Annotated in this window: 16 protein-coding genes; 6 read left to right on the top strand and 10 right to left on the bottom strand. The window is 67.0% G+C overall.

Annotated features, from left to right (window positions below; translation table 11 throughout):
• The first annotated feature begins 374 nt into the window (after positions 1-374).
• Complete coding sequence (locus tag CPH63_RS20270) at positions 375-2,627, top strand: hypothetical protein (RefSeq protein ID WP_096304563.1); 2,253 nt, start codon at positions 375-377, stop codon at positions 2,625-2,627.
• A 128-nt stretch (positions 2,628-2,755) separates the two neighbouring features.
• Here CPH63_RS20270 and CPH63_RS20275 read toward each other — a convergent pair whose 3' ends face one another.
• Positions 2,756-4,375: a methyl-accepting chemotaxis protein gene (locus tag CPH63_RS20275; protein ID WP_096304564.1), complete on the bottom strand. Its 1,620-nt coding sequence runs from the start codon at positions 4,373-4,375 to the stop codon at positions 2,756-2,758.
• 167 nt (positions 4,376-4,542) lie between these two features.
• On the opposite strand from CPH63_RS20275, the gene CPH63_RS20280 reads away from it, so the two are divergent.
• The gene (locus CPH63_RS20280) at positions 4,543-6,405 is read left to right on the top strand and encodes a diguanylate cyclase domain-containing protein (RefSeq protein WP_096304565.1); all 1,863 of its coding nucleotides are present in this window, start codon (positions 4,543-4,545) and stop codon (positions 6,403-6,405) included.
• 64 nt (positions 6,406-6,469) lie between these two features.
• Here CPH63_RS20280 and CPH63_RS20285 read toward each other — a convergent pair whose 3' ends face one another.
• The 4 genes from CPH63_RS20285 to CPH63_RS20300 all read right to left on the bottom strand — a co-directional run bounded on the left by CPH63_RS20285 (position 6,470) and on the right by CPH63_RS20300 (position 12,585).
• Positions 6,470-7,786, bottom strand: a complete 1,317-nt coding sequence (locus CPH63_RS20285; RefSeq protein WP_096304566.1) for a diacylglycerol kinase family protein — start codon at positions 7,784-7,786, stop codon at positions 6,470-6,472.
• A complete protein-coding gene (locus CPH63_RS20290; RefSeq protein ID WP_371365044.1) occupies positions 7,783-9,519 on the bottom strand; it encodes a SulP family inorganic anion transporter in 1,737 nt (578 codons plus the stop codon). The genes CPH63_RS20285 and CPH63_RS20290 overlap by 4 nt, the downstream gene beginning before the upstream one ends.
• 192 nt (positions 9,520-9,711) lie before the next feature.
• Entirely contained in the window at positions 9,712-10,083 is a 372-nt protein-coding gene (locus CPH63_RS20295; protein WP_157749679.1) for a carboxymuconolactone decarboxylase family protein, read from the bottom strand.
• A 57-nt stretch (positions 10,084-10,140) separates the two neighbouring features.
• Positions 10,141-12,585 (bottom strand): LuxR family transcriptional regulator, encoded by a 2,445-nt coding sequence (locus CPH63_RS20300; protein WP_197704467.1) that lies wholly within the window; start codon positions 12,583-12,585, stop codon positions 10,141-10,143.
• A 707-nt stretch (positions 12,586-13,292) separates the two neighbouring features.
• Here CPH63_RS20300 and CPH63_RS20305 point away from each other — a divergent pair.
• From CPH63_RS20305 to CPH63_RS20320, 4 genes are read left to right on the top strand one after another with little or no spacing between them, the layout of a single operon-like run.
• Positions 13,293-15,122, top strand: a complete 1,830-nt coding sequence (locus CPH63_RS20305) for an alpha/beta-hydrolase family protein (RefSeq protein ID WP_197704468.1) — start codon at positions 13,293-13,295, stop codon at positions 15,120-15,122.
• A gap of 49 nt (positions 15,123-15,171) precedes the next feature.
• Positions 15,172-15,894 carry an ion channel gene (locus tag CPH63_RS20310; protein WP_096304569.1) on the top strand — a complete coding sequence of 241 codons (723 nt, stop codon included), beginning with the start codon at positions 15,172-15,174 and terminating at the stop codon, positions 15,892-15,894.
• Positions 15,891-17,489 (top strand): MFS transporter, encoded by a 1,599-nt coding sequence (locus tag CPH63_RS20315; RefSeq protein WP_096304570.1) that lies wholly within the window; start codon positions 15,891-15,893, stop codon positions 17,487-17,489. The genes CPH63_RS20310 and CPH63_RS20315 overlap by 4 nt, the downstream gene beginning before the upstream one ends.
• On the top strand, positions 17,486-18,853 hold the full coding sequence (locus tag CPH63_RS20320; protein ID WP_096304571.1) for a threonine/serine exporter ThrE family protein: 1,368 nt from the start codon (positions 17,486-17,488) through the stop codon (positions 18,851-18,853). The genes CPH63_RS20315 and CPH63_RS20320 overlap by 4 nt, the downstream gene beginning before the upstream one ends.
• A 73-nt stretch (positions 18,854-18,926) precedes the next feature.
• Here the strand turns inward: CPH63_RS20320 and CPH63_RS20325 are convergent, their stop codons facing one another.
• From CPH63_RS20325 to CPH63_RS20345, 5 genes are read right to left on the bottom strand one after another with little or no spacing between them, the layout of a single operon-like run.
• Entirely contained in the window at positions 18,927-20,039 is a 1,113-nt protein-coding gene (locus tag CPH63_RS20325) for an aminopeptidase P family protein (RefSeq protein WP_096304572.1), read from the bottom strand.
• On the bottom strand, positions 20,039-21,442 hold the full coding sequence (locus tag CPH63_RS20330; RefSeq protein WP_096304573.1) for a dipeptidase: 1,404 nt from the start codon (positions 21,440-21,442) through the stop codon (positions 20,039-20,041). Before CPH63_RS20330 ends, CPH63_RS20325 begins: the two co-directional genes overlap by 1 nt.
• A gap of 44 nt (positions 21,443-21,486) precedes the next feature.
• Positions 21,487-22,998 carry an MFS transporter gene (locus CPH63_RS20335; protein WP_197704469.1) on the bottom strand — a complete coding sequence of 504 codons (1,512 nt, stop codon included), beginning with the start codon at positions 22,996-22,998 and terminating at the stop codon, positions 21,487-21,489.
• Positions 22,995-23,459, bottom strand: coding sequence for a hypothetical protein (locus CPH63_RS20340; protein WP_096304574.1), 465 nt, complete (start codon positions 23,457-23,459; stop codon positions 22,995-22,997). Before CPH63_RS20340 ends, CPH63_RS20335 begins: the two co-directional genes overlap by 4 nt.
• A complete protein-coding gene (locus CPH63_RS20345; protein ID WP_096304575.1) occupies positions 23,456-24,946 on the bottom strand; it encodes an APC family permease in 1,491 nt (496 codons plus the stop codon). The genes CPH63_RS20340 and CPH63_RS20345 overlap by 4 nt, the downstream gene beginning before the upstream one ends.
• Positions 24,947-25,162: the final 216 nt, after the last annotated feature.

Consider the following 25,162-nt stretch of genomic DNA (forward strand, 5'->3'; position numbering starts at 1 on the left):
GCGAACGACGGTGGTTCGCCTCGCGTTCTTGAACGGATGCAGGCGATCTGGGGGCACGACAGCCGATCAGATAATAGCGAGCCTGGCGGCCGCTGTGAAGAGCCGTAGCGCCGGTCGCCGGGCAATGCCCCGCAAGGAGGTCAGTTGCGCTCAACTCTTGGACGAAGCCGCCGATGGGTCGTTAAAGACTGGAATGTCCAGACGCGGACCGAAATAGGGGCAGTGATGGCACCGGCGACGACCTGCAGGTTCTTGTGGGAACGCGCCTGCGCCTAACCGGCGGCGATGAAGTAGGTCGTCATAGCTTCAGCCGTCCACGCCCCAATCGCCTGGGAGTACTGCGCGGTAGCCCGCTCGTCGCTGCGTCTCGCGCGATGGCTGCACTCGCTCTGCTGCTGCCGTTCTTGGTCGCCTCGACCTTCGCCAGCTGGACGGCGTCCAACTCGAGTCCCACCAACACACTCGCCACCGGCAGCTGGCTGCTCTCCAGTTGGGGGACGTCGAATCTCGGCCAGACCGGTCTAGTCAGCGTCAACTCCGGGTCCAATTCGACGATCCCGATCGCGCTCCCCGGCCCTGAGACCTGGGCCTCGATCTCGACCGGCCATCAGGACACGTGCGCAATCACCGATGCCCAGGCGCTCTACTGCTGGGGTTACAACGGCCTCGGCCAGCTCGGAGACGGCACCGTCGGCGACGAATTCGATCCCGAGCTGATCGCCGGGTCGTGGTCGAGCATCTCGGCCGGCTACGACGGAACCTGCGGCATCAAGACCGACCAGACGCTCTGGTGCTGGGGTTACAACGTGCACGGCAGTGTGGGCGACTCGACCACGGCCGACAAGCACGCCCCGACGGCGGCGACGGTGAGCGGCACGACGACCTGGCTGAGCGTGTCGGTGGGGCAGTACTTCGCGTGTGGGCTAAAGACCGACCACACCCTCTGGTGCTGGGGCAACAACGGCAACGGGGAACTCGGGATCGGCTCGACGACGGACGCCACCCTTCCGACGCAGGTCGGCGCCACCACCTGGTCGGCGGTCGGAACCGGCTATGACCACGCCTGCGCGGTGAAGAGCTCGGACAGTTCGCTCTGGTGTTGGGGTTACAACGCCCAGGGGCAACTCGGCGATGCCAGCACCACGCAGCGCACCAGCCCGGTGGCGGTGGCCGGCGGCGGCACCTGGACCGCGGTCTCCGGTGGAATCCTGCACACCTGCGCTACCCGGGTCAGCGGGGCCATGTACTGCTGGGGCTACAACGCCTACGGCCAGGTCGGTGACGGAACGACGACGACGCCCCGCTCCTCCCCAACCCTGGTGACGACTTCCGGAGTCACCACCTGGTCGACGGTCACGTTGGGGCAGAACACCTCCTGTGGGCTGAAGACCGACAACACTCTCTGGTGCTGGGGCCACAACGACCTCGGGATGCTCGGCAACGGCAACACAACTGACCAACCGACGCCGGTCTCTCCCGGGACCAGCACTTACAACACGATCTCCGGCGGGTTCCAGCACGTCTGCGGAATCCGGAGCGGCGGGACGATCTGGTGCCAGGGTTATGACGGCTACGGCATCGCCGGACAGACCAAGGATTATGGGGTATTTGCTCCCTCCCAGCTGCCGCTGACCGCATCGGCCTGGGCGTCGGGGGCGCAAGCCACCACCGACGGGTGCGGGGTCAAGTCCGACGGGACGATCTGGTGCTGGGGCAACAACGCCTACGGTCAAGACGGTGACTCCACCGTCACGGTGAACCTCGCCCCGGACCGGGCCGGCAGCGGCACGAACTGGAGCACGGTGTCGATGGGCCACTACACGACCTGCGGCCTGACCACAGCCGGCAGCAACAACCTCTTGTGCTGGGGTTACGGCGGCTCAAACCAGTTCGGCACTGGAAGTACCACCGACCAGCACGCCCCCACCGCCGGCCCCGCTGGTTCGTGGTCCTCGGTCAGCGTCGGTGATACCCATACGTGCGCGATCAACACCGCACACTCCCTGTATTGCTGGGGCACCAACGACCAGGGACAGGTCGGCAATGGCACCACCACCCTCGCCACCACCCCGGTGGCGATCACCGCCTCCGGAGTAAGCGGCTGGGCCTCGGTCTCGGCCGGCGTGGCGAACACCTGTGCCATCAGTACCGCGGCGAGCACCAACAGCAGTGCCCTCTACTGCTGGGGGTACAACGGACACGGCCAGGACGGAAAGGGCGGCGCAGCCGGCTCTCCAGCCAACTACCAGTCCCCGCAACTTCTCTCCACCGGATGGCAGAGTGTCGGCGTCGGGTTCTACAACACCTGCGCAGTGAAGACGACCGGGACGCTCTGGTGCTTTGGATACAACAATGACGGTCAACTCGGCAATGGATCATCCGGCGCCGACGTCACGTCGCCGGCTCAGATCGGAGCCGTCACAACGTGGAGTACCGCCGCCTCCGGAGACGGCTTCTCCTGTGCCACCCGAACCGACCGGACCCTCTGGTGCTGGGGCACCGACACCAGCGGCCAGCTCGGAGACCGTAACAAGATGCAGCAGAACAGCCCGCAGCTCGTGCCGAACGTCAAGTTCAGCTACCTCGACGGGCACGGCAACGTCGACGGCATGATCGCCTGGGGCTGACGGGTCCCACCACACCGTCGGGGGACATCACCGCATCGGCAAACGACGGCACCCGCGTGGAGACAGAAGCCTCCTCGCGGCCCTCGTACGGTGTTCCCTCCATGCCCAGACTCGTACGGGCCCGGGGCTTAGAGGGTGAATTGGTTCGAGATCAGATCCAGCTCCGAGCTGAGCCCGGCCAGCTCGACGCTGGCGACCTGCACTCCGTCGATGGCCTGACGGGTCGACGACGCAGTGACAACGACGGCGCCGACGTTCTCGGCGATGAGGTTGGCGTTGCCGGAGACCTCGTCGATCCAGCGGGACATGTCCGCCGTGGTCGCCGTCTGCTCCTCCACCGCGCTGGCGATGGTGGTCTGGAAGTCGCTGATCTGGCCGATCACCGAATCGATCTCGCCGATCGCGTTGACGGCCTGCTTGGCATCGTGCTGGATCGCGGTGACCCGTCCGGCGATGTCGTTGGTGGCCTGTTCGGTCTTCTGCGCCAGGGCCTTCACCTCGTTCGCGACGACGGCGAAGCCCTTCCCCAGCTCGCCGGCCCGGGCCGCCTCGATGGTGGCGTTGAGGGCGAGGAGGTTGGTCTGGGCGGCGATCGCGTTGATGAGTTTCACGACCGCACCGATCTCGTCCGAGGACTCGTCCAGGCCGGTCATCGTCTGCGCGGTCCGGCTGGTCAGTTCGACGGCGCTGGCGGCGACCCGGGCCGCTTCGGCCGTGTTGCGGGAGATCTCGCTGATCGCGGCGTGCATCTCCTCGCCACCGACCGACAGCGCGTTGACCGCGGTGGTCACCTGACCGGCATTGACGTCGGCTCGTCCGGACTCGCGCGTCGCATCGTCAGCGGCGGCAATGACACTGGTCGAGCTACTGGTCAGGGAAGCAGAGGTGCGTGACAGTTGCTCGGCGGTACGGGTGATCCCGCTGACGGCGGTGGCGGTGGCGTCGACGCTTCGGTTCAGCGCCTCGGCCAGGTCGGTGACCTCGTCATGGCCGACAACTTCGGCCCGAACGGTGAGGTCGCCGGCGGCAACTGAGCGCAGCGTCGCGACACAGCGCTTGAGGGGGGCGACGATGGAGCGAGTGACCAGGAAGGCCGCGCCGATCGCGACGGCCAGCGCGGCGAGGGTCACCGCCAGCGTGATCGTGCGAACCCGCGCGGTGTCGGCGTGGATCGTCTTCTGCAGAGCGGCGCTCCGCTTGGCGATGGAGGCTTGGATGTCGTCGGTCGCGGTGACCACCTGCGAATACTGCTCGCTGTTGAAGCCGGTGTTCATCGCGGCGGTGGCCGCCTGGAAGGAGGCTGGTGTCCCCTGCCTCCAGAGGGCCTCGACCTTCGGAACGGTGGCGAAGTAGCTATCCCAGGCCGTCTTCAGGGCGGCGAAGGACTTAGCTTCGGAGGCGCTCATCGCGCCGCTGTGCCAGGACGTGAGCAGCGCGTTGATCGCCTTCTCGTCGTCGGCGAAGCCCTGCACATTCACGTCATCGGCTGCGAGTGCCTTCACGGGGCCGTAGGCGGCCACATCCATGGCTTCGTAGGACTGCCAGCCGGTCTCGTCGGCGACGTAGAACTTCATCGAGGCCGCGTCATTGGAGAGGGTGTGGATAGCAATGAGCTGGTCTGAGAGGCGGGACTGGTGGCGCAGGCCCCAGAGCCCGACGCCGGCGCACGTGACACAGAGCGCACAGACGAGGGCGAAAGCTATCGCCAACCTCGTGCCGATCTTCCAACTGGTCCAGACGCGCTGCATTCAAACTCCTCAATGATGACTGCTGACCTTGGCCTATCGGCCGCCCCGCGGCTGTCCTGAGGGGCCACCGACGCCGGCTCAAGATCGCCCCGGAGCGGTCGATAGACAGTCATGCGTATTGACCGGTCGTCGTCAACGCCGCTCAGCGCTGACGCGGGGCAGGCGAGATGCTGACATCCCCCCACGAGCAGCGACGCGTCGCTGCGCTGCACGCGTACAACGTTCTCGACACCGAGCCCGAGCCGTCCTTCGACGCGATCACCCGACTCGCCGCGCAGTTGGCCGACGCCCCAATGGCGCTGGTCGGCCTCATCGACGAGTCCCGGCAATGGTTCAAATCCAAGCAGGGCATGACTGGCTGCGAGACTCCGCGCGACGACACGTTCTGCCGCTATGCCCTGCACAGCAGCGACATTCTCGTCATCCCCGACGCCCAGCTCGATCCTCGCTTCGCCGCGAATCCGCAGGTCACCGGCGCACCGTTCATCCGGTTCTACGCCGGGGTACCGCTGGTCTCCGACGACGGCTACGTGCTCGGCACCCTCTGCGTGCTCGACACAGCTCCCCGCGAACTCACCGAAGTGCAGTACGACCAGCTACGAGCCTTAGCCAGTCAGGTGATGGCGCAGTTACTGCTACGTAAGCACACCTACACGCTGGCGGCCGAGGTTGCTGCTCGCCAGGCCGCCGAGCAGGCGGCCCGGGACTCGGAGACGCGGTGGCGCACGCTGGTCGAGGCCTCGCCGGTGGGCATTGCACTGTCAGACGAGCACGGGCGCTACCTCACCGCGAACGCGGCCCTCTGTTCGATCCTCGGACGCCGCCACGACCAATTGATCGGTCGGACCTCCGCGAGTTTCACCCACAAGGATGATCTGGAGAGCTACAACGCGACTGGCGAGACGATCGTCGCCCACGGCGGCGTGGCGCGAGTCGAGCGGCGCTGCTACCGGCCGGACGGGGACCTGCGCTGGCTCTGGCTGACGCTGACCCATACGCCGGGCCCGCAGGGGCAGACGTGGACGCTGGCCCACGCCGAGGACATCACCGACCGGAAGTTGTCGGAGCAGGCGCTGCGGGAGTCCGAGGCCGATTTGGCCGCCGTCGCCCAGGTGGTGCGCAAGATCCAGAGCGGCGCGGATGCGCGCGAGAGCGTGGTGCAGGCCGGTCTGCGGCTCGCCTCGGCCAGCTATGTCAGCCTCGTCGAGCCGAGTGGGGACGGTTCGACGCTGACCGTCACCGCCGCCACCGAACCGGCCCTGGTCGGCGCATCGGTGGCGATCGACCCCTCCTCGGCCACTTCGCGAACCTTTCTGACCGGAGAAGCCTTCTTCTCCGCCCATACGGCCGGACACCCGCTCATCTCGGCGGCATTGCTGGAGCTGACCGGGGCCCGCACGGTCTACATCGTGCCGGTCTACTCAGCCGAGGCGATCAGTGCGGTCCTCATCGTCGCCTGGAGCCACGAGCTCTCCAGCATGGACGACCGGCGAGCCCGGGTCGTGGCCCTGCTGGCCGACAACGCCGGCGTCGCGCTGCGCCAAGCCGGTCTTCTCGCCGAACTGCACACGCTCGCATCGACCGATCCACTGACCGGTCTGGCCAACCGCCGTAGCTGGGACCAGCGTCTCGAATCGCTGATGGAGCGCGCCCACGAGGACGGCACACCACTCACCATCGCGGTCGCCGACCTCGACCACTTCAAGAAGTTCAACGACCGGCACGGCCATCTCGCCGGCGACCGGATGCTGCGTGACTTCGCCGACTCGATGCTGAGCCAGCTGCGCACCGGGGACTTCGCCGCCCGTTGGGGCGGGGAGGAGTTCACCGTCGCCCTCCCCAACTGCGCGCAGTCGGAGGCGATTCGGGTGCTGAACCGGGTTCGGCTGTCGGTGCCGCACGACTCGACCTGCAGCATCGGGCTCGCCACCTGGGACGACCGTGAGGACGCGGACGCGCTACTGCGCCGAGCCGACGCCGCCCTCTACGCGGCGAAACAGGCTGGCCGAAACCAGACACTCGCCGCCTAGTTTTTTAAGACATCGGCGACACCAACCTACGACCGACTACGACCGACTAGCCTGCGGCTGACTACTACCGATTCAAGGCCAGCTTGGTGAGCAATCCGAGACTCTTGCGGGGCGGCGGGGCCGGGGCGGCGAGCCGCTCGCGCGGCACCCGGACCCGGAGGGCGGCCGGCCAGATCTGACAGCGTACGGGCGTCGGCAGCATCAGCGACTCCCCGTCCACGCCGACCGGGATCTCAGCCGCATCCGACTCCACCACGACCTCAATCGCATCGAAGCGCTGCAGAGTGCGGCCGCTACGGACCCGCACCAGCGCGGCGGCCTGCGCGGCACTGTGCACTGAGACGGCGATGACCCCCAGCTTGCCACCGTCGATTCGAGCTCGACGCCCCAGTCCGGCAGGGTCTGACATTTCGTAGGGGTTGTTGCTGATCAGCAGCGCCGTCGGGGCATCGATGGTGTCGTCGCCGATGCGAGCGGTGAGTCGTGGGCCACTATCCCCGGAGAGGAGATCTGGCAGCATTTTCAAGGTGGTTCCACGCTTGTCGGCGCGGTACGCCGGACTCTCCACGATCGCGGCGTAGGCGCCGAAGGAGGCGTTGTTGACGAAGGTACGACCGCCCACCAGGCCCAGGTCGAGGGTGACCTCGACGCCGTCGGTGAGCGCGGCGAGCCCGGACTCCGGCCGCTCCCGGTCCAGTCCCAGATCCAGCGCGAAGTGGTTTCGGGTCCCGGCCGAGAGGACCAGGAACGGAATGTCATGCTCGGCGGCGATCGCCGCCACCAGCGCTTGGGTGCCATCGCCCCCGGCTACACCGAGCAGGTCGGCCCCAGCGGCGACCGCGGCCCGCGCCATCGCCGCGACGTCGACCTGGCCGGGTCCATCGATCAGGGCCACGTTCGCGCCCAGCGCAGCCGCCTTCTTATCGAGTTGGAACTTGGTGACCTTCCCGCCTCCGGAGCGCGGATTCATGATGAAATACGGGCGTTTGGGCGGCGGGGTCAGCCGCTCGGGCATCCGCGAACCCGAACTCGCTCGCGACAGCGCCGCCCGACCCAGGCCGCCGGCGATGAGCAGCAGGACGATGACCCCCAGGGCGGGCAGCAGCAGATTCCGTGAGATGTAAACCGCAATCACCACGACCGGCGCCGCGATGGCCAGGAATGCCGCGACCCAGCGGATGAGGCTGCGATTGCTCAGGAACCACCAGGCGGCGGCGAGGAAGACGACAACGCCGACGACTGCAACCACAAGCACGGCGACGGTCTTGGTTCCCGCGGCCAGCAGCAGGACGATCGCGGCGACAACCGCCAGCCAGGCTCCGCGGGCCAGCCACCGCGCGGCCGGCGTCGCCCCGGCCGACGCCGGATCGGGTTGAGTCATTGGGGATCCTCTCGTCCGGGAGTTTCGTCAATCGCCGCCCACTGGGCCCCTGACGTGACGCGGAAGGCGGCGACCGCCGATTCGATCGTCGGGAAGAACTGCCCGGCGTCGATGTGTCGGGTAAGCCCGTAACGCTCGATCTTGCGGCGCACCGGGTCCTTGAGTTCCGCGAACACGATGAGAATGCCGGCCGAAGCCAACGCCTCGTCCAGGTCCTCCAAGACGTCGGCGGCGGTGGTATCCACATCGGTGATCGGCTCGGCGGCCACCACGATCCACGACGGGGCCGGCTCGGACTTGGCCAGTCGGCGGACAGCGTCGCGGAAAGTCTTGGCGTTGGCGAAGATCAGCGGCGCGTCGAAGCGCAGGATGACCAGACCGGGCAGGTGCTCGGCCTGCGGGTAGGAGCGCAGGTCGTGGTAGCCCCCGAGACCCTCGACCCGACCGAGCTCAGTCTGGTACGGCCACCACGTCCGCCGGAATACATTGAGGATCGACAGCCCGACGGCGATCGCGATTCCGGCCAGCACCCCAATCAGTGCGACGCCGAGGAAGGCGGCGATCGAGAGCAGGCACTCCGTCCGACGCTGACGCCACAACCGCACCGTGCCGGGGATGTCGGCCAGCGATAGCGACGCGGTGATGACGATCGCGGCGAGAGCAGGTTGGGGCAGATCGCGAAACAGGCCCGGCAGCAGGACGATCATCAGAATTATCAGCGCAGCGCCGATTACCCCGGTGAACTGCGTCTTCGCTCCTGAGCGTTCGGCTACCGCCGTACGTGAGCCGCTGGTGCTGACCGGGAACCCTTGGAAGAGGCCGGCCGCCAGGTTGGCCGCGCCGATGCCGACCATCTCCTGATTGCCGTGTATCTCCTGGCCGGTACGTTCGGCGAACGACGAGGCGGTCGAGATCGTGTCGGCCAACGACACCAGGGCGATGCCGAGGGCGCCGATCACAATCGGGCCGACGTCGGAGAGGCGCACGGTGGGGACCGTCAGGGGCGGGAAGCCCTTCGGAAGCGTGCCGACCAGGCTGACCCCGTGCTCGGCGAGATCGAAGATCACGGCCGCGGCGATCGCCAGCACGACGAGGGTGAGAACGGCCGGCACCTTCGGCGCCCAGCGTTGCAGGGCCAGAATCAGCACAACTCCCGCGACTCCGACGACAGCTGCTGCGGTCACGGCGTCTCCGTCGGCCAGCCCCCGGAAGAAACCGGTGATCTCCCCCCACAGGTTGTCCGCGCTCACCTTGAAACCAAACAACTTCGGCAGCTGTCCGACCAGGATGGTCAGCGCCAGGCCGTTCATGTAGCCGATCATCGTCGGGTGTGACAGCAGGTCGGCGATGAAGCCCAGTTTGGCGGCTGCGGCCAGCAGCATGACCGCTGACACGCAGATCGCCAGCAGCGATGCGATGGCGATGGCCCGCGCCGGGTCGCCGCCCGAGCCTACGAGGGGCAGGATCACCGCAGCGATCATCGGACCGAGGGAGGAGTCCGGACCGAGGACGAGGATTCGGGACGGGCCGAAGATCGCGTACGCCAGCAGGCACATGATCGAGGTGTAGAGCCCGGTGATCGGCGGCAAGCCGGCCAGCTCTGCGTAAGCCATCCCCTGTGGAACCAGGAGAGTCGTCAATACGACGCCGGCGACGACGTCCTTGAACAGCCACTCGCGACGATATGACGAAGCCGCCCGTAGACCGGGTAGGGCACTCAGTACCGACACGATCACCTCTGCACGGCTGGGCGGCGCGGCCGCGTCGAGCGACGCGCTACGTCAGAACTTCACGTCAGAACTCCGCGGCACGCAGTGAGCCACTGAAGCCACTGAAGCCACTGAACCATCGGCACGAAGCTGTCCTGATCGTCGCGGCTAACCCGGCATCGGCCATCACCCGTACGGGATGAAACCGCCGCCGGTTCAGTCCTGCTCGAGGGCGTCGTCGACGTCGAACCCGATTGCCAGCGCCAGCGCCGATGCATCGGCCACTACGCGCGAGACGCCGATCGCGGGCGCGATGGCGATCAGCACGCCGACGATCTCATCGACGCTGGTGCCGGCGGCGACGGCGATCGCGACGGCCGAGGAATAGGAGGCGGTTGCGGAGTTGAGCGCCAGCAGGGCCGCGACCCGAACGAGTGCGTGGGTGCGGGCGTCCAGCGTCGACAGCTCGAGATTGGCGTCATGGGAGTTCAGCACAGAGTCGATCAACCCGTCGTCATTCAACGCAAGACGGACGAGCATCTCCTGGTAATTCAGCGGTGTTGGCCCGCTGGCAGCGCCGGACCTCATAGCTTGAATTCAAGCGTGAGGACGCCCGAGCGGCGTCATCCCAACGTGATGAAACGGCTACGATTCGAGCAATCCGCACGCGGTCGCGACTCGCAACGCCTCCGACCGACTGGAGACGCCGAGCTTGCGATAGATCGAAATGGCCTGACTTTTCACCGTGTTGGGCGAGACGAAGAGGCGCTGCGAAATCTCACGGAAGGTCAGGTGCGTCGGCAGGTAGGCCAAGACGCGAAGTTCCGCCGTGGAGAGTGTCATGGTGCCGGCGATGGTGTCCGTGGTTCTGGCCCGCAGTTCGCTGTCCAATCCGCCGAGACGCTGGTTGAGCGTGCCCAGGTCTGGCCGGCGACGCTGGATCTCCTGCGCGTCCTTCACCACGGTCCTGGCGCCGGCGAGATCCCCCAGCGCCTGATGAACCCGGGCCATGACGATCCGGGCCTGAACACCCAGCCAGGGCAGCGTGATGGTCGAGTCGGAGCGCAGCACGTGCGCGTGGGCCAGCGCTTCCCGGGAGCGTCGCGGATCGCCATTGTGGATCCCGAGTTCTGCCACCAGCGCGAAGGTCAGGATCTGGCTCGCGTCGTCGGAGATCTGAGCCGACAGCGCCGTGGCCCGGGCGAGCGCAGCGTGTTCAGCCGCCTCATCCCACTCGCCCGCTTCGGTGGCCAGCAGCCCCAGTTCGGCCTGGGCAACGCAGACCGACGGGGCGCGGTCACTGCCCGCTCCATCGATTACCTGCTCGAAGCCGTCGCGGGCCTCCGCCGTTCGCCCGGCTAGCAGCAGAGCAATGGACCTGCTCACCAGCGCGCCGCTGTACCACGGACTCGCCGCCGATTCGGCCATCAGGCAGTCGGTCGCGTCCGTCAGCATCTGGTTGACACCATGCGGCGCCAGCAGAGCCCGAGCGAAGGAGATCATCGACGAGAACGAGGCGGCATCCCCCGGCATCGGACCGTCGAACTTCACCTGCTCCGCGCGCTGCAACCAGCTGACGGCAGCCGGATCGCCGAGGAAGGCGAGGGTCACCGCGGTGTACACCGCGAGCGGCGGATAGGCCCGGATCGCGTCGTCATCGAAGGCCTCCAGCAATCGGACAACGCTGTGTATCCGCCCGCGAGCGATGTACGGCGCAACCAGATCACAGACGAGTTCACCGGCGACGGAGGTTGCCCCAGCGGCGTGGGCATGCTCGATCGCCTCCTCGACCCGTCCGTGCTGCTGCAGCCAGCAAGCCGCGCGCAGATGCAGCGATGGGAGCTCGTCGGGCTCGCGGCGGGCAAGTTCGGCCAGCAAGGCGTGCCGGAAGGGCGCGTGATATCGATACGACCTAGTCGCGGCATCGATCGGCACCACGAAGCGATTGCCGGTTGCCAGCTGCGCCAGAACGGCAGCGCTGTCAGACGTGCCGACGACGGCATCGCAGAGCGCCGGTGACGGCCGCTCCAGGATCGCCGACCGGGTGAGAAACCGGACCCGGGAATCCGGCAGCCCGGCCAGGATCTCTTCGCGCACGTAGTCGGTGACCAACTCATCGGCCGCGCCGAGCGAACCGGCGGCGATCGCGCGGTCGGATCGCTTGCGCAGGGCGAGGGCGGCGAGGTAGAGCCCGGCCGGCCACCCCTCGGCCCAATCGTTGAGGCCGCTCGCCACATCCGCAGAGACGTTCAGACCAGCGTTACGCAGTAGCAGCAACGCCTCGGCATCGTCCATCGCAAGTTCGGGCACCCCGAGCTCCACGAGCCGCCCGGCGACCCGGGGCCGGGCCAGCGGGATGGGGGGCATGGCTCGGGCCGAGATCACGAGCTGGGCGTTGAGCGGCAACTGCAGAGCCATCATCGCCAGGATGTCGGTGGCCACCGGATCGCGGAGCAGGTGCGCGTCATCCAGGACGAGGGCGAACGAGGTCTCACTCGCTTCGACCGACCGCAGGAACGCGCGCACGTTGGTGGCCGGCAGGCCCGAGCCGGCGGAGCTCATTCGCCGATTCAGGGTGCCGCCCAACTCCAGGGCGTTGTCGACGGCGAAGGCAATGTCGGCGAGCAGGACGGCCGCATCGTTGTCCGTCTCGTCCAGGCAGATCCAGGCAATCCGGCGTTGTTGGCGCGCTGCCCACGCGGCGAGCAGCGTCGTCTTCCCGTCGCCCGGCGGCGCAATGACGGTCGCAATTGAGGATTCCGAGGTCGTGAGATGGGCGATCAGCCGTTCGCGGATGATGACATGCGCACCGACCGGGGGAACCACGAACTTCCGCTGCGCTGGCGGGTTGGGGCGATCTCCGAACCGGCGCTGCCAGTCGTGTCGGCTCTGCCGTGACGGCGCGGGGAGAGCACCGGCAGCACCGGCATCCCCGAGCGGCAACCCCTTGCTCGTCTCAAGCGTCGTCACCGACGGGATAGAGGCCAACGGGGTAGAGGCCGACGGGGTAGAGGCCAACGGGGTAGAGGCCGCAAGGAGGCCGAGGTCCGCGTCGAGGCCAGCGTCTGGCACATTTTTCAACGCTGTCACATTGAGCTCCCAACTACCGATTTGGAACCGCCGGGTCTACTCCGGGTAGGGCCTCGAACAGGACGACGCAGAAATACTATGGTACCGAACTGCACCGGCGATAGATTTCTTCCGTCTCGATTTCGCAGCATTTCAATTTCCGGTCCGAGACCGCTTCTCGCCACCAATTCCGGGGCCGTCGGCGGCATCCGAGCATCGACCAGAAACAATGCGACCGACTAACTGTTGCACGAACAACCGTTCCTTGCTCAACCTCGTGCGCTCCAAATACACAGCAGGCGGGCCGCGGCTAGACCAGCAAACACGGGAGTAGATGGTGCTGGCCGGGCTAGTGGCCGAAAACGAAAGGCGCCGGAATTCCCGGCATACGAAGAAAGGCGCCATTAATGAATTGGTGACACTGCTGTCGCTTTCGGTTGCCCCCTTGGCGAACAAACGCGCAATTCACGCGTGCCGGATCCTTGAATCACCCTGAGAGGGTGAGGCCAATTGCCCTTCGCATCCTCTTCGCTCGGTCAATGCCACGGATCGACTTCGCAATACCGGCCGGTAACAAGTGCCTATTCGGGCCACCCGCCGGGCGATCGGCCGCGCTGGCCGCCACCCGGAACGGAGGGGTGCAACTCATCCGCTTCGGATGACGCTGCCCGGAGCGCGGCGGAGCAGGATGCCTAGATGGAATCCGCGTCCGCAGGAAGGCACCGCCGGTGACGAGTACCAACGAGCCGGAGGTCTCAGACGAGCCGGAGGCGTCCGAGACGTCCGAGACGTCCGGCATCGACACCGATCGGGCTGTCACCACCGCCGACAACAATCGGGCGATCACCACCACCGACACCGATCAAGCCGACACCGATCAGACGGTCACCGATCAGCCGGTCACCGATGCGCCGATCCGTCGCAGCTGGCGCCGTGCGCTGGTCACTTACACGCTTCCGGGGTGTTGGCTCGGGCTCATCTTCGCCTGTCTTTCGTTCACGCCGTCGCTGCTGCCTCGCGGTGGGGTCGTCCAGGGCCTGGTGGTCGGTATCAACGCCGCCATCGGCTACGGGCTCGGGGTGATGGCCGCCTCGATCTGGCGTGCGTTCGCTGATCGCGGGCCGCGTCCGGCCCGGCGCTGGGCCTGGCGGGCCTTCTTCATCGCCGGCGCCACCCTCTTCGTCGTGATGTTCGCGCTGGGACAGTACTGGCAGCACGAGATTCGACAGTTGATGGGGGTTACCGAATACAGCATTCCCTACGTCATTCTCTCGCCGTTCATCGCCGCCGCGACCTTCATCGGGCTCGTGCTCATCGGGCGGGGTGTGCGCGGGATCTATCGCTGGGCGGCCCGGGTGCTGCGGCGTTGGATCGGTCCGCGCGCGGCGTCGGTGGTCGGTTGGATACTGGCCGCCGGGGTCACCTATCTGGTCATCACCGGACTGCTGCTGGACGGGCTGGTCGGGCTAGCCAACGACGCCTTCTCGGTGAAGGACACCACGACCGACGAGGGCGTCCATCAGCCGACCACCAGCCTGCGTTCGGGCGGCCCCGAGTCACTGGTCCCCTGGGATTCACTGGGGCGCCAGGGACGGAAGTTCACCGGTCTCGGGCCCACGGCCAGTCAGATCACCGAGGTCACCCACCAGCCGGCCCAGGAACCGATCCGCATCTACGCCGGTCTGCAGTCGGCCGACGACGCGGAGGCTCGGGCCACCCTGGCCGTCCAGGACCTCGAACGCGCCGGCGGCTTCAAGCGCAAGAACCTACTCATCGTGACCACGACCGGTAGCGGCTGGGTCGACCCGGCCTCAGTCGACACCTTCGAATATCTCAGCGACGGCGACTCCGCGTCGGTGGCCATCCAGTACTCGTATCTGCCGTCGTGGATCTCGTATCTGGTCGATCAGTCGAAGGCCCGTGAAGCGGGGCGGAGTCTCTTCGACGCGGTCTATGACCAGTGGTCGAAGCTGCCCGAGAACGCCCGCCCCCGGCTCTTCGTCGCCGGCGAGAGCTTGGGCTCCTTCGGCGGCGAGGCCGCCTTCAGCGGCGAATACGACCTGCGCAACCGCACCAACGGCACCCTCTTCGCCGGACCGCCGAACTTCAACACGCTGTTTCGGGAGTTCAGCGACCACCGAGACGCCAGCAGTCCCGAGGTCGAGCCGGTGTACAAGAACGGGCGGACGGTGCGATTCGCGAACGACCCGAGCGTCTCGATACCGCCGACCGATCAGCCCTGGGACGGCACCCGGGTGCTGTACCTGATGCACCCGTCTGACCCGATCGTGTGGTGGAGCCCGAACCTGATCCTGCACAAGCCGGATTGGATCAGCCAGACGCCCGGAAGCGACGTGCTCAAGGGGATCGTCTGGATGCCCTTCGTGACGTTCTGGCAGATCACCGCCGATCTGCCGTTCTCCACCGGCGTCCCGGGCGGCCACGGACACAAGTACACGACCGAGTACGTGGACGGCTGGAACGCGGTCCTGCAACCCACCGGCATCACCTCAGCAGACCTCGACAAGCTGAAGGAAGTGATCAGCTCCGGGAACTGACGGCGTGACCGTAGGCGAGACAGAGACCAGACCGGCCAGGAGGTAGCGCATGACACCGTCCGGCGATGACACCCCGGGGCGACACCGGATGCAGCCAATCATCGAGGCGGTGTACGCACCAGGCCGCTACGGACTGGTCGTGCTGCTGATCCTGCTGACCTACGCCCTCTCCGTCTCACTGACGCAGTCGTGGGGGGCCTCGGTGGTGCTCGCAGTGCAGATCGCAACCGTGTGGCTGATCCTCCGTACCTCCGAGGCCCGAAGAGGCTTACAACTGGTGGCCGACATTGCCCTCGTCATCGCAATCGTCGCAGCGATTCTGGGTCTATTTCTGCACCGCGAGACCAGCCAGCGAATCCTTCCGGCGATCAGCGGGATGCTCTACGTGGTCGCCCCCTTCTCGATCGGGCGGCATCTGGTGCGCCGCCGCACGATCGACGGCGAGACGGTGCTGGGCGCGCTGGCGACCTACCTCCTCATCGGAATGTCCTTTGCGTTCATCTATCGAACGGTGGGCGCCAACCAGTCCGGGCCCTTCTTCGGATCGCAGGGCGAAGGTTCCGTCCCGGAGGATCTGTTCTTCTCCTTCACCACCCTCACCACAACCGGCTACGGCAACCTCGTGCCGGCCGACAATCCCGGTCAGAGCCTCGCCGTCGCCGAGATGCTCATCGGCCAGCTCTTCCTGGTCACTGCGGTGGCCAAAGTGGTCAACTCCTTCCGACCGGCACGACGACCAGGCAACCCGCCAGAATCGGACGACACACCATGAGCACTGAAGGCCGAGCGGCGGCTCCCGCCGAGAGCACCGCCAGCCCACGGCTGGCCGTGCTGCTGGCCGCCGCGATGTTCGTCCTCGTCGTCGACACGTCTTTCATGAACGTCTCGATCTCGGCGGTGGTTCGGGATCTGGACACGACGGCCAGCGGCCTGCAGTCAGCCATTGCCCTGGAGGCGCTCGTCTCGGCCGCCTTCATCCTGATCAACTCCAAGGTCGGCGACCTCATCGGGCGCAAGCGTGCCTATGTCATCGGGCTGGTGGCGTATGCCATCGGCGCGACCGCGATGACGCTCACCCAGAGCCTCGGGCCGGTCATCTTCTTCTGGGCGATCATCGGCGGCCTCGGGGCGTCTCTCCTGTTACCGGCGATGCAGTCGCTCATCCACGGCAATTTCACCGGCGCGGCCCAGAAGAAGACGTATGCGCTGGTGGGCGCCTCCGCCGCCATCGCGGCCGCCATCGGCCCGCTTCTCGGCGGATTCGTGACAACGTACCTCTCCTGGCGGGTCGGTTTCGGGCTGGAGGTCGTCATCATCCTGGTCGTCCTGTCGCAGATCCGCCTGGTGAAGGATGTGCCTTACACCGGGCCCCGTCACGTCGATCTGGTCGGCGCCGTCCTCTCCGTGGTCGGTATGGGCGGGGTCGTACTGGCGATTCTGGTCTGGCAGGAGGGTGGCGGCTACGTCGGCCTCATCATCGCCGTCGGTGTCGTCAGCCTGGGCGCCTTCGCCTACTGGCTGGTTATCCGTAAGCGTCAGGGAAAGCCCACCCTGTTGGACCCAGCACTCTTCAAACACCTGGCCTTCCGGATCGGCGTCACCCAGCAGATGCTGCAGCAGATCACCCTGGGCGGGGCGATGATCGCCCTGCCGCTGTTCCTGCAGATGACGTTGGAGTACAACGCAATGCAGGCCGGGTTGGCGCTCGCCCCACTCTCGCTCTCCATGTTCGGGGTGGCGATGCTCGCCGGTCGCAAGGCCGGAAACCGCCGCCCGGCCAACATCGTGCTGGCCGGCTTCGCCATGTGCACCGTCGGCATCGCGGTCATCATTCCGCTGGTACCGCGGGTGAACTCGGGCTGGTACCTGGCGATCCCGCTGGTGGTCACCGGCGCCGGGCTCGGTCTGCTCGTCTCTCAGCTCAACAACTTCACGCTGGCCCCGATCGCCGAGGAACGGGTCAGCGAAGCCGCGGGGGTGAACTCCGCCGCCGGGTCGTTCGGCCTCTCCTTCGGGCTGGCCGTGGCCGGCGGGCTGATGCTGTGGATCCTGGCGGTGAGCTTCACCCACCTGACCTATGCCAGTCCGACGATCCCGGCGGCCCAGCAGCACCAGATCGCGGACAAACTCGAGACCGACGCCCAGGTCATGAGTAACACCGAACTGCAGCACCAGATCGCCGACGAACCCCAGGAGATCCAGGACGCGGTTCTCTCGATCAACACCGACGCCCGCAACCGTTCACTGCAGATCGCGCTCATCGTTCCGGCCGCCGCCAGCTTGCTTGGTCTGGGCAACTCGCTGCGCATGCGCCGCCTCCCCGACCCCAAGCCATCGGCCGCCCGGGAGGGTCTCGACTTCGGATGAGTGAGCTCAGCCCCGACGACTCCGGTGAAACCGACCGGGCTGCCGCGGCGTCTGCTCACAGTCGTGGGCGGAGCAGCGCGGCCCAGCGAACCATCCTGTATGAGTTCGTGCTGGAGATGGGCCGCGCGCTGAGCCTCGCCGGCACCGCGGTGAGCGAGACCCAGGACCGGCTCCTGCAGATCGCCGCGGCCAACGGGGTGCGCGATGCGCAGGTGGTCGTCCTCCCGACGACTCTCATGGTCGCGCTCGGACACGCGCGACGGGCCACGGTGGAGGTGATCCCTCAGCGCACCGGCGCCTTACGTCTGGATCAGATCTCCGCGCTCTACGAAATCGTCAAGCGGGCCGAGGCCGGAACGGTCACTCCCGAGGACGGCTTGGAGCAGCTACGAGCCGTGGACGCGATGAGACCGCGCTTCGGCCCGGTGATCACCATCTTCGGCCACACCCTGATGACGGTCGCGCTCTGCCTGCTGCTCAAGCCCACCCTTCCCGATGTAGCGGCCGCCGCGGTCTTCGGGGTGCTCGTCGGCGTGCTGGCCCTGGTCTCCCGCGGCCGCCACACGCTGACCGTCCTCATTCCGATAGTCGCCGCGCTCGTCGTCTCCGCGCTGACGTTTCTGGCCATCCAGCACGGGGTGGCCGACCTCGGCCTGCCGGTGCTGATCGCTCCGCTGGTGACCTTCCTCCCCGGCGCGGCCCTCACCACCGCCACCGTCGAGCTCGCCTCTGGCGAGATGGTCGCCGGATCCAGCCGGTTGGTCTTCGGCGGCCTGCAACTGCTGCTGCTGGCCTTCGGGATCGTCGCCGGCGCCGAGATCGCCGGGCCGGTCGGGGCCGACGCGTTGCACAGCCCGGATCGTCACATGCTCGGCTCCTGGGCCCCCTGGCTCGGTGTGCTTGTCTTCGGCCTCGCTGCGGCGGTGTACTTCTCGGCGCCGCGCGGCGCTACCCGCTGGCTGCTGCTGGTTCTCTTCGTGGCCTGGGGCGGTCAACTCGCCGGTGACCACCTCATCGGCTCGAGCGCGAGCGGATTCTGTGGTGCGCTGGCGATGACCCCGGTCGCGCTCGCCGTGGCTCGCTTACCGAGTGGTCCACCGTCGCAGGTCACCTTCCTCCCCGCCTTCTGGATGCTCGTCCCCGGTGCGCTGGGGCTGATCAGCACGACCGAGCTGCTCGGGAATGTCTCGACCCTCTCCCCGACCGCTTTGATCCAGCCGGTCGTATCAATCGTCGCGATCGCCCTCGGTGTCCTCTGCGGTGTCTCGCTCTACCGAGCCGGGGCGACCGGCGCTACGCGCATCCCGGAGTGGCAGCGGGCGATCGTCGAGACCTCCAAGCGACGCCCACCGCCGGGTGGCTAGCCGGCACTGACTGTTAGCCGGCACTGACTGTTAGCCGGCACTGACTGTTAGCCAGCACTGACTCGCTGACGCTTCAGGAGACGATGTGCATTTCGTGGCTGGTGTTGTTCAGGCGCCGGCCCCCGGTTTCGGTGACCGTGACGATGTCCTCGATCCGCACGCCGAAGCGCCCGGGCAGGTAGATGCCCGGCTCGATCGAGAAGCACATGCCGGGTTCGAGTTCGCGGGCCTCGCCCTCCACCATGTACGGCGGTTCGTGGGTGGTGAGGCCGATCCCGTGGCCCGTCCGGTGGATGAAGTATTCGCCGTACCCGGCGTCGGTGATGACCTTCCGAGCCGCCCGGTCGATCTCCTGGCACCCGACGCCCGGGCGAACGGCCTCAAAGCCGGCCTGCTGAGCCTCCCGGACGATGTCGAATACTTCCCGCTCCTGCGGTGTCGGATCTCCGACGTGCACGGTGCGGGTGGTGTCCGATCCGTAACCGTCCTTCAATCCCCCGAAGTCGAGCACCACCATGTCGCCGGGCTGGATGACCCGGTCGCTCACCTCGTGGTGCGGGTTCGCACCGTTGGGACCGGACCCGACCACGGTGAAGTCGACCTGAGAATGTCCATACTTTCTCAGTCGGTTCGCCAGTTCGTCGCCCAGTTCGCGCTCGGTGCGCCCGGCGAAGGAGACCCCGACGATCTCCTCGAAGGTGGCGTCGGCCGCGGCCCCGGCGGAGGCCAGCCGGGCCAGCTCGTCATCGTCCTTGATCGCGCGCAGCATAGGCAGCGTCTCGGTCATCGAGGTGTAGGTCGACTTGGGCAGGTGGGCCTGCAGCCCGAGCAGATGCATCGCCCACGCGCTGTCGGAGATGGCGTACCGCCCACCCGGCTCCAGCAGTTGCGCGGCGGCGGCGTAGGGGTCACTGCCGTCGGTCCAGTCGGTGAGGCTGGTGACCGCGACCCCCGGTGCCCCTTCAGCGTCCGGACGCTCCAGGATCGGGACGAGGAGAGCCGGATCGTGGCTCTGCTGGAGCACCAGCATGGTGATCCGCTCGGTGATGGCGGTCGGCTGATAGCCCGTGAAATACACCAGATCGGGTCCCGGGGTGACCAGCACGCCGGTGAGCCCGGCCCGCGTCGCGTCGCTGACCGCTCGCTGCATCCGCTGCGCGAAATCGGCTGTGGTGAAGGGCTGCATCAGGCACCGGTCCGGGCGTAGCGCTCGAGGAAGAGGGCCTCGGCGAGGGCGGCGTGCTCGATCTCGCTCGGGTTGACGCTCTCGTTCGGGGCGTGGATCAGGCAGAGCGGCTCCTCCACCCCCATAAGGAAGATCTCGGCGTCCGGGAAGGTGTCGGCGAAGACATTGCACAGCGGGATCGAGCCGCCCTGCCCGGCGGTGGCCAACGGCCGACCGTAGGACTCCTCCAGGGCGCTCTTGAGCGCGTCGAACCCCCGTCCCTGCAGCGTCCCGACGAACGGATCTCCGACCGCCACCCGATCGATCGTGCAGCGCAGGCTCCACGGCACCCGCCTCTGCAGATGAGCGATCAGGGCATCCTGGGCCGCCTTCCCGTCGGCTCCCGGCGGAACGCGAAGACTCACTCGCGCCGAGGCTGACGCCTGCACCACCGACGCCGACCCGATCACCGGCGGGATATCGATGCCGAGAATGGTCACCGCCGGCCGGGCCCAGAGCAGGTCGGCCACCGAGCCACTGCCGATGAGCTCGACTCCGTCCAGGACGTTGGCGTCGATGCGGAACTGGTCGGGTGGGTACTCGACGCCCTCCCATCGCTGGGTGTTCTCCAGGCCGTCGATGATCGTGTTTCCCTCGGTGTCCCGCAGCGAGGCGAGAATGGCCACCAGCGCGGCGACCGGGTCGGGGGCGGGGCCGCCGAACATGCCGGAGTGCATCGGGCTGCCCAGGGCCTCGAGCTTGATGTCGATGTTGGTCATGCCACGCAGCGTCGTCGTGAGGGTGGGAACACCGACGGCGAAGTTGCCGGTGTCGCAGACGAGGATCGCGTCGGCCCGCAGCAGCTCCGGGTTCTTGGGGACGAACTCCTCCAGGCCGCCGGTGCCCTGCTCCTCCGAACCTTCGCTGATCAGCTTGATCGCGCAGCGGAAATCGCCGTACACCTGCTTCAGCGCGCGCAGTGCCGTCAGGTGCATGACGATGTTGCCCTTGCAGTCGGCCGAGCCGCGTCCGTACCACCGGCCATCCTTCTCGGTGAGTTCGAAGACCGGCGTGTGCCAATTCTCCTCGCCCAGCGGCGGTTGGACATCGTAGTGGCAGTACAGCAGCACCGTCGGCACGTCCGGAGCGTCGCCACCAGCGGGGGTGGGTGCGGGGGTGGGTGCGGAAGTGGGTGCGGGGGCATTGCCGTGCACCGCCATGCTGCCGTCCGGTGTCGCCGACATGCTCATCTCCTGCAGTCCCACCTCCGCAAACGCGTCGATGAGCCACTGCGCGGTGCGGGTGCATTCTTCCTGTGGATAGAGCTTCGGGTCGGCCACCGATTTGTAGGCGACGAGTTGGGCGAGGTCTTCTCGCGCGCGCCCCATCAGGCCGGCGACTGCTTCGCGGAGTTCGGCGGACATTGGTCTTCCCTTCGTTTTGCCCAGCTGCTGCTTGCGCTACGGCGCTACACCGAGGCCGCTGACGCGCTGGCCGGGGTGGGGATCGTCGTGGTGGCGGCCGCCGCGGCCGCAGCCCGGTCGATGGGGCGAGGCGGAGCGGGGCGATGCCGCACCGCGGCCACCACAGCCAGCAGCACGCCACCGAGGCACATGATCGCCATCAGCAGACAGGCGCGGGCCAGCCCCGTCGCCAGCGCATCGCCGCCCGATGCCCCGCCGCTCAGGTGGTTGGCGGTCACGCTCGAGTAGACGGCGCCCACCCCGGCCACGGCCAGCGACCCGCCGACATAGCGGGCCATGTTCGAGATACCGGAGGCCTGGCCGACCTCCTCTGGCGCCACCACCGCGGTAGAGGCGGCCGACGCCGGCCCGTTGGAGAGGCCGAGCCCGGCCGAGGCGATCAGCAGGGGCACTACCAGGGCGCCGTAGGTCCAGGAGGCGTGGACGAACGACAACGCCACCAGACCTACGGTGGCGGCGATGAAGCCGATTCCGATCGCCGCCCGAGCCCCGATCTTCACCGCGATCGGGGTGATCAACGGGGTGATCGCGATCAGCGCACCAGCGGCCGGCAGGGTTGCCAGCCCCGCCTCGAGCGCGGTCATCCCGAAGGCCGTCGGGTCCTGGAAGTACAGGCTGAGGACGTACATGAGCCCGTTGAGCACACCGGCCACGATCAGAATCGCCAGGGTTGCCCCGACGAGAGCGCGGTTGGCGAACAACTGCAGATCGACGAGCGGTGCGGCCACCCTGCCCTCCACCAGCACGAAGGCGACCACACTCGCCGCGGAGAGGATCAGGCACCCGATGGTCGCCAACGACGTCCAACCCCACTGGCTTCCCTCGCTCAGCGCCAGCACCACCGGCACCAGGATCGCCGCGATCAGCACCGTGCCGTAGACGTCGATGGAGTGCGAGCGATCCGGGTCGCGGGACTCGCTGACGGTCATGATCGTCAGCGGAATGCAGGCGGCGGCGATCAGCGCGTCGATCCAGAACAATCCCTGCCAGCCGGTCGAACTGACGAGGACTCCTCCCAACAGCGGCCCGAGCGCGGCCCCGGCCGCCGAGGCGGCGCCCCAGAGCGTGATCGCTCTCATCTGCGCTGCCCCCGATGCCGCGACCGAGAGCAGACTCATCCCGCAGGCCAGAATCGTGGAGCCGGCGGCGCCTTGGATCATCCGCCCGATGATCACTCCCGCGGAGTTGGTCGACAGGGCGATGAGCGCACATGAGGCGACGAAGAGGATGAGGCCGCCGAGGAAGATGCGACGGCGACCGAATACGTCGCCCAGGGCGCCTGAGGTGACGATCACCGCGGCACCGACGAGCATGTAGCCGGTGACGGCCCACTGCAGGGTAGAGATGGGAGCATTCAGATCGTCACTGATGGCCGGCAGCAGAATCGTCACGGCCGAGGTGTTGGCGTTCACCACCAGCGCCGAGACACACGCGGCGGTGAGCACTCCCCAATGAGCCGCGGTGCCGGCCTCTGCGGTAGGGCTGGCAGCGGTCACTTCTGCCTAATCACGTCGGCGGTCTTGAGCTTGTCGATGGTGTCCTGATACTTGTCCAGCTTCTCCGGGCAGTAGGTCTGCAGGATCAGCGCCTCGCCCTGCAGGACCCGGCGGTCGACGATCACCGGTCGCTGCCCGACGAAGGACGCGCCGTTGCTCAGGAGGGAGAAGAGCGTTGCCTTACCGAGTGAGTTGGCCGGGTTGTCACAGACCGCTCCCCCGTCAGTGCCGAATGTCCTTACCAGCACCTCCTCGTCCGGGGAGGTCAGGCCGGCCGAGGAGAGCTTCTGCGACAGGGTGTGGGCCTTGTCCTTGGCCTCCTGGTCGGTCTTGGCCCCGTTGAAGGCGACGAGCCCGATGACGGCCAGGATCACCACGACAATCCCGACGACCCAGTACAGCCAGCGGTTGCTGGAATCAGAGACCTCGGGCGCCGGTGCACCCGCTTCGGCGGTGGTCATGACGTCACCGCCGCGTCAGTAGATTCCTCCGTCTTCCAGCTGGGTTTGCGCAACTTCAGGAACAGCCATGGCGGGATCAGCCCGATCAGAACCGTTCCGGCCAGGATCACTCCCACGTAGGTGCCGGCGTTGCCGCTCTCGAACTGCGACGGCGGGACGAAGCCGATCACGATCGCGGCGGCGGAGGCCAGGAACCCGACGGCGCAGAGGAAGCCCAGCATCGGGGCCCGATAGCCTCGCTCGACATCGGGCTGGGTCCTTCGTAGTCGCACGGCGGCTACGAACATCAGCAGATACACGATGAGATACACCTGCGTGGTCATCACGCTCAGGATCCAGTACGCGCTGGAGACCGACGGGATGAGCGCGTAGAACAAGGCGATTATTGTGGTCACCCCGCCCTGCGCCACCAGGATGTTCACCGGCACACCATTGGAGTTGGTGCGCTGGAACATCGGCGGGAGGTACCCCTCCTGATTTGCGATAAGCACCAGGCCCTTGGACGGGCCGGCCAACCAGGTCAGCATCCCGCCGGCTGAGGCGCAGACCAGTGCTATCGCCACGATCGGCACCAGCCGGGTGATGTGGAAGTAGGCGAAGAACTCCGAGAAGGCCTGCATCACGCCGGCGGTGAGGCTGAGCTGGTCGGCCGGAACGACCCAGCTGATAGCCAGAGCCGGCAGGATGAAGATGAGCAGCACCAGCCCACAGGCGAAGAACATCGCCTTCGGAAACTCCTTACGCGGGTTGCGTAGGGAGGAGACGTGTACCGCGTTCATCTCCATACCGGAGTAGGAGAGGAAGTTGTTCACGATCAACACCAGGCTGGCGATACCGGTCCACGCCGGAAGGAGGTGAGCCGAATCCATCGGCGCCGCCGAGGCGTTGCCCTGGAACAGATAGATGAGGCCAAGAACCACGAGAATCGCGCCCGGGACGAGCGTTCCGATGATCAGGCCGCTGGAGGCCAGTTTCGCGATCCCACCGGTGCCGCCGCGGGCCGACATGAAGACGCCGGCCCAGAAGACCGTGACGATCACGATGCCGGTGTAGACACCGTTGGACGCAAGCTCCGGATTGAAGACGTAGGCGAGTGTGCTCGCGACGAAGCCCAGCAGTGTCGGATAGTAGAAGATCGTCATGGCGAACTGACACCAGACGGCCAGCAGACCCCACGGGCCCGAGAGACCCTCGCTCACCCACCGAAACACCCCGCCTGACCAGCCCGAGGCCAGCTCGGCGGCGACCAGCGACTGCGGCAGCAGGAAGACGATCGCAGGAACCACATAGAGGAAGACGCAAGCCAACCCGTAGACCGCCATCGTCGGCGCCGACCGCAGGCTCGCGACCGATGCGGTGGTCATGAACGCCAGCGAAAGCCAGGTGATCTTGTTCGGTTTCGGGATCGCCACGGCCTTCGCGGTCTTCGACCCAACCACTCTCGACTTAGCGGTCAGGTCATTGGCTGGAACATCCATCGCGGACATGAACTCTCCCTTGAGCCATCACTCACGCGCACAACTATTTGCCAGGTTCGTTGACCGGCAGGGACCGCCGAACGACAATCACGTCGACGGTTAGCCAGCCAACGGCATCGAAACTCTGAATAGAGCTTTCGCAACTTGCAACGGACCCGCATCATCCGTTTCGAATGAAAGCTGATCAAACTGCCGGCGAAACTCGCGGCTTCCAATGGTTCGCCG

It is taken from the genome of Jatrophihabitans sp. GAS493 (assembly GCF_900230215.1).
GTDB lineage: Bacteria > Actinomycetota > Actinomycetes > Mycobacteriales > Jatrophihabitantaceae > MT45.

What these genes read in the sequence shown, in the direction of transcription:
- CPH63_RS20270 (WP_096304563.1), top strand. Translation starts at nt 375, where the DNA reads ATGGCTGCACTCGCTCTGCTGCTGCCGTTCTTGGTCGCCTCGACCTTC.
- CPH63_RS20275 (WP_096304564.1), bottom strand. Translation starts at nt 4,375, where the DNA reads ATGCAGCGCGTCTGGACCAGTTGGAAGATCGGCACGAGGTTGGCGATA.
- CPH63_RS20280 (WP_096304565.1), top strand. Translation starts at nt 4,543, where the DNA reads ATGCTGACATCCCCCCACGAGCAGCGACGCGTCGCTGCGCTGCACGCG.
- CPH63_RS20285 (WP_096304566.1), bottom strand. Translation starts at nt 7,786, where the DNA reads ATGACTCAACCCGATCCGGCGTCGGCCGGGGCGACGCCGGCCGCGCGG.
- CPH63_RS20295 (WP_157749679.1), bottom strand. Translation starts at nt 10,083, where the DNA reads ATGAGGTCCGGCGCTGCCAGCGGGCCAACACCGCTGAATTACCAGGAG.
- CPH63_RS20310 (WP_096304569.1), top strand. Translation starts at nt 15,172, where the DNA reads ATGACACCGTCCGGCGATGACACCCCGGGGCGACACCGGATGCAGCCA.
- CPH63_RS20315 (WP_096304570.1), top strand. Translation starts at nt 15,891, where the DNA reads ATGAGCACTGAAGGCCGAGCGGCGGCTCCCGCCGAGAGCACCGCCAGC.
- CPH63_RS20320 (WP_096304571.1), top strand. Translation starts at nt 17,486, where the DNA reads ATGAGTGAGCTCAGCCCCGACGACTCCGGTGAAACCGACCGGGCTGCC.
- CPH63_RS20325 (WP_096304572.1), bottom strand. Translation starts at nt 20,039, where the DNA reads ATGCAGCCCTTCACCACAGCCGATTTCGCGCAGCGGATGCAGCGAGCG.
- CPH63_RS20330 (WP_096304573.1), bottom strand. Translation starts at nt 21,442, where the DNA reads ATGTCCGCCGAACTCCGCGAAGCAGTCGCCGGCCTGATGGGGCGCGCG.
- CPH63_RS20340 (WP_096304574.1), bottom strand. Translation starts at nt 23,459, where the DNA reads ATGACCACCGCCGAAGCGGGTGCACCGGCGCCCGAGGTCTCTGATTCC.
- CPH63_RS20345 (WP_096304575.1), bottom strand. Translation starts at nt 24,946, where the DNA reads ATGTCCGCGATGGATGTTCCAGCCAATGACCTGACCGCTAAGTCGAGA.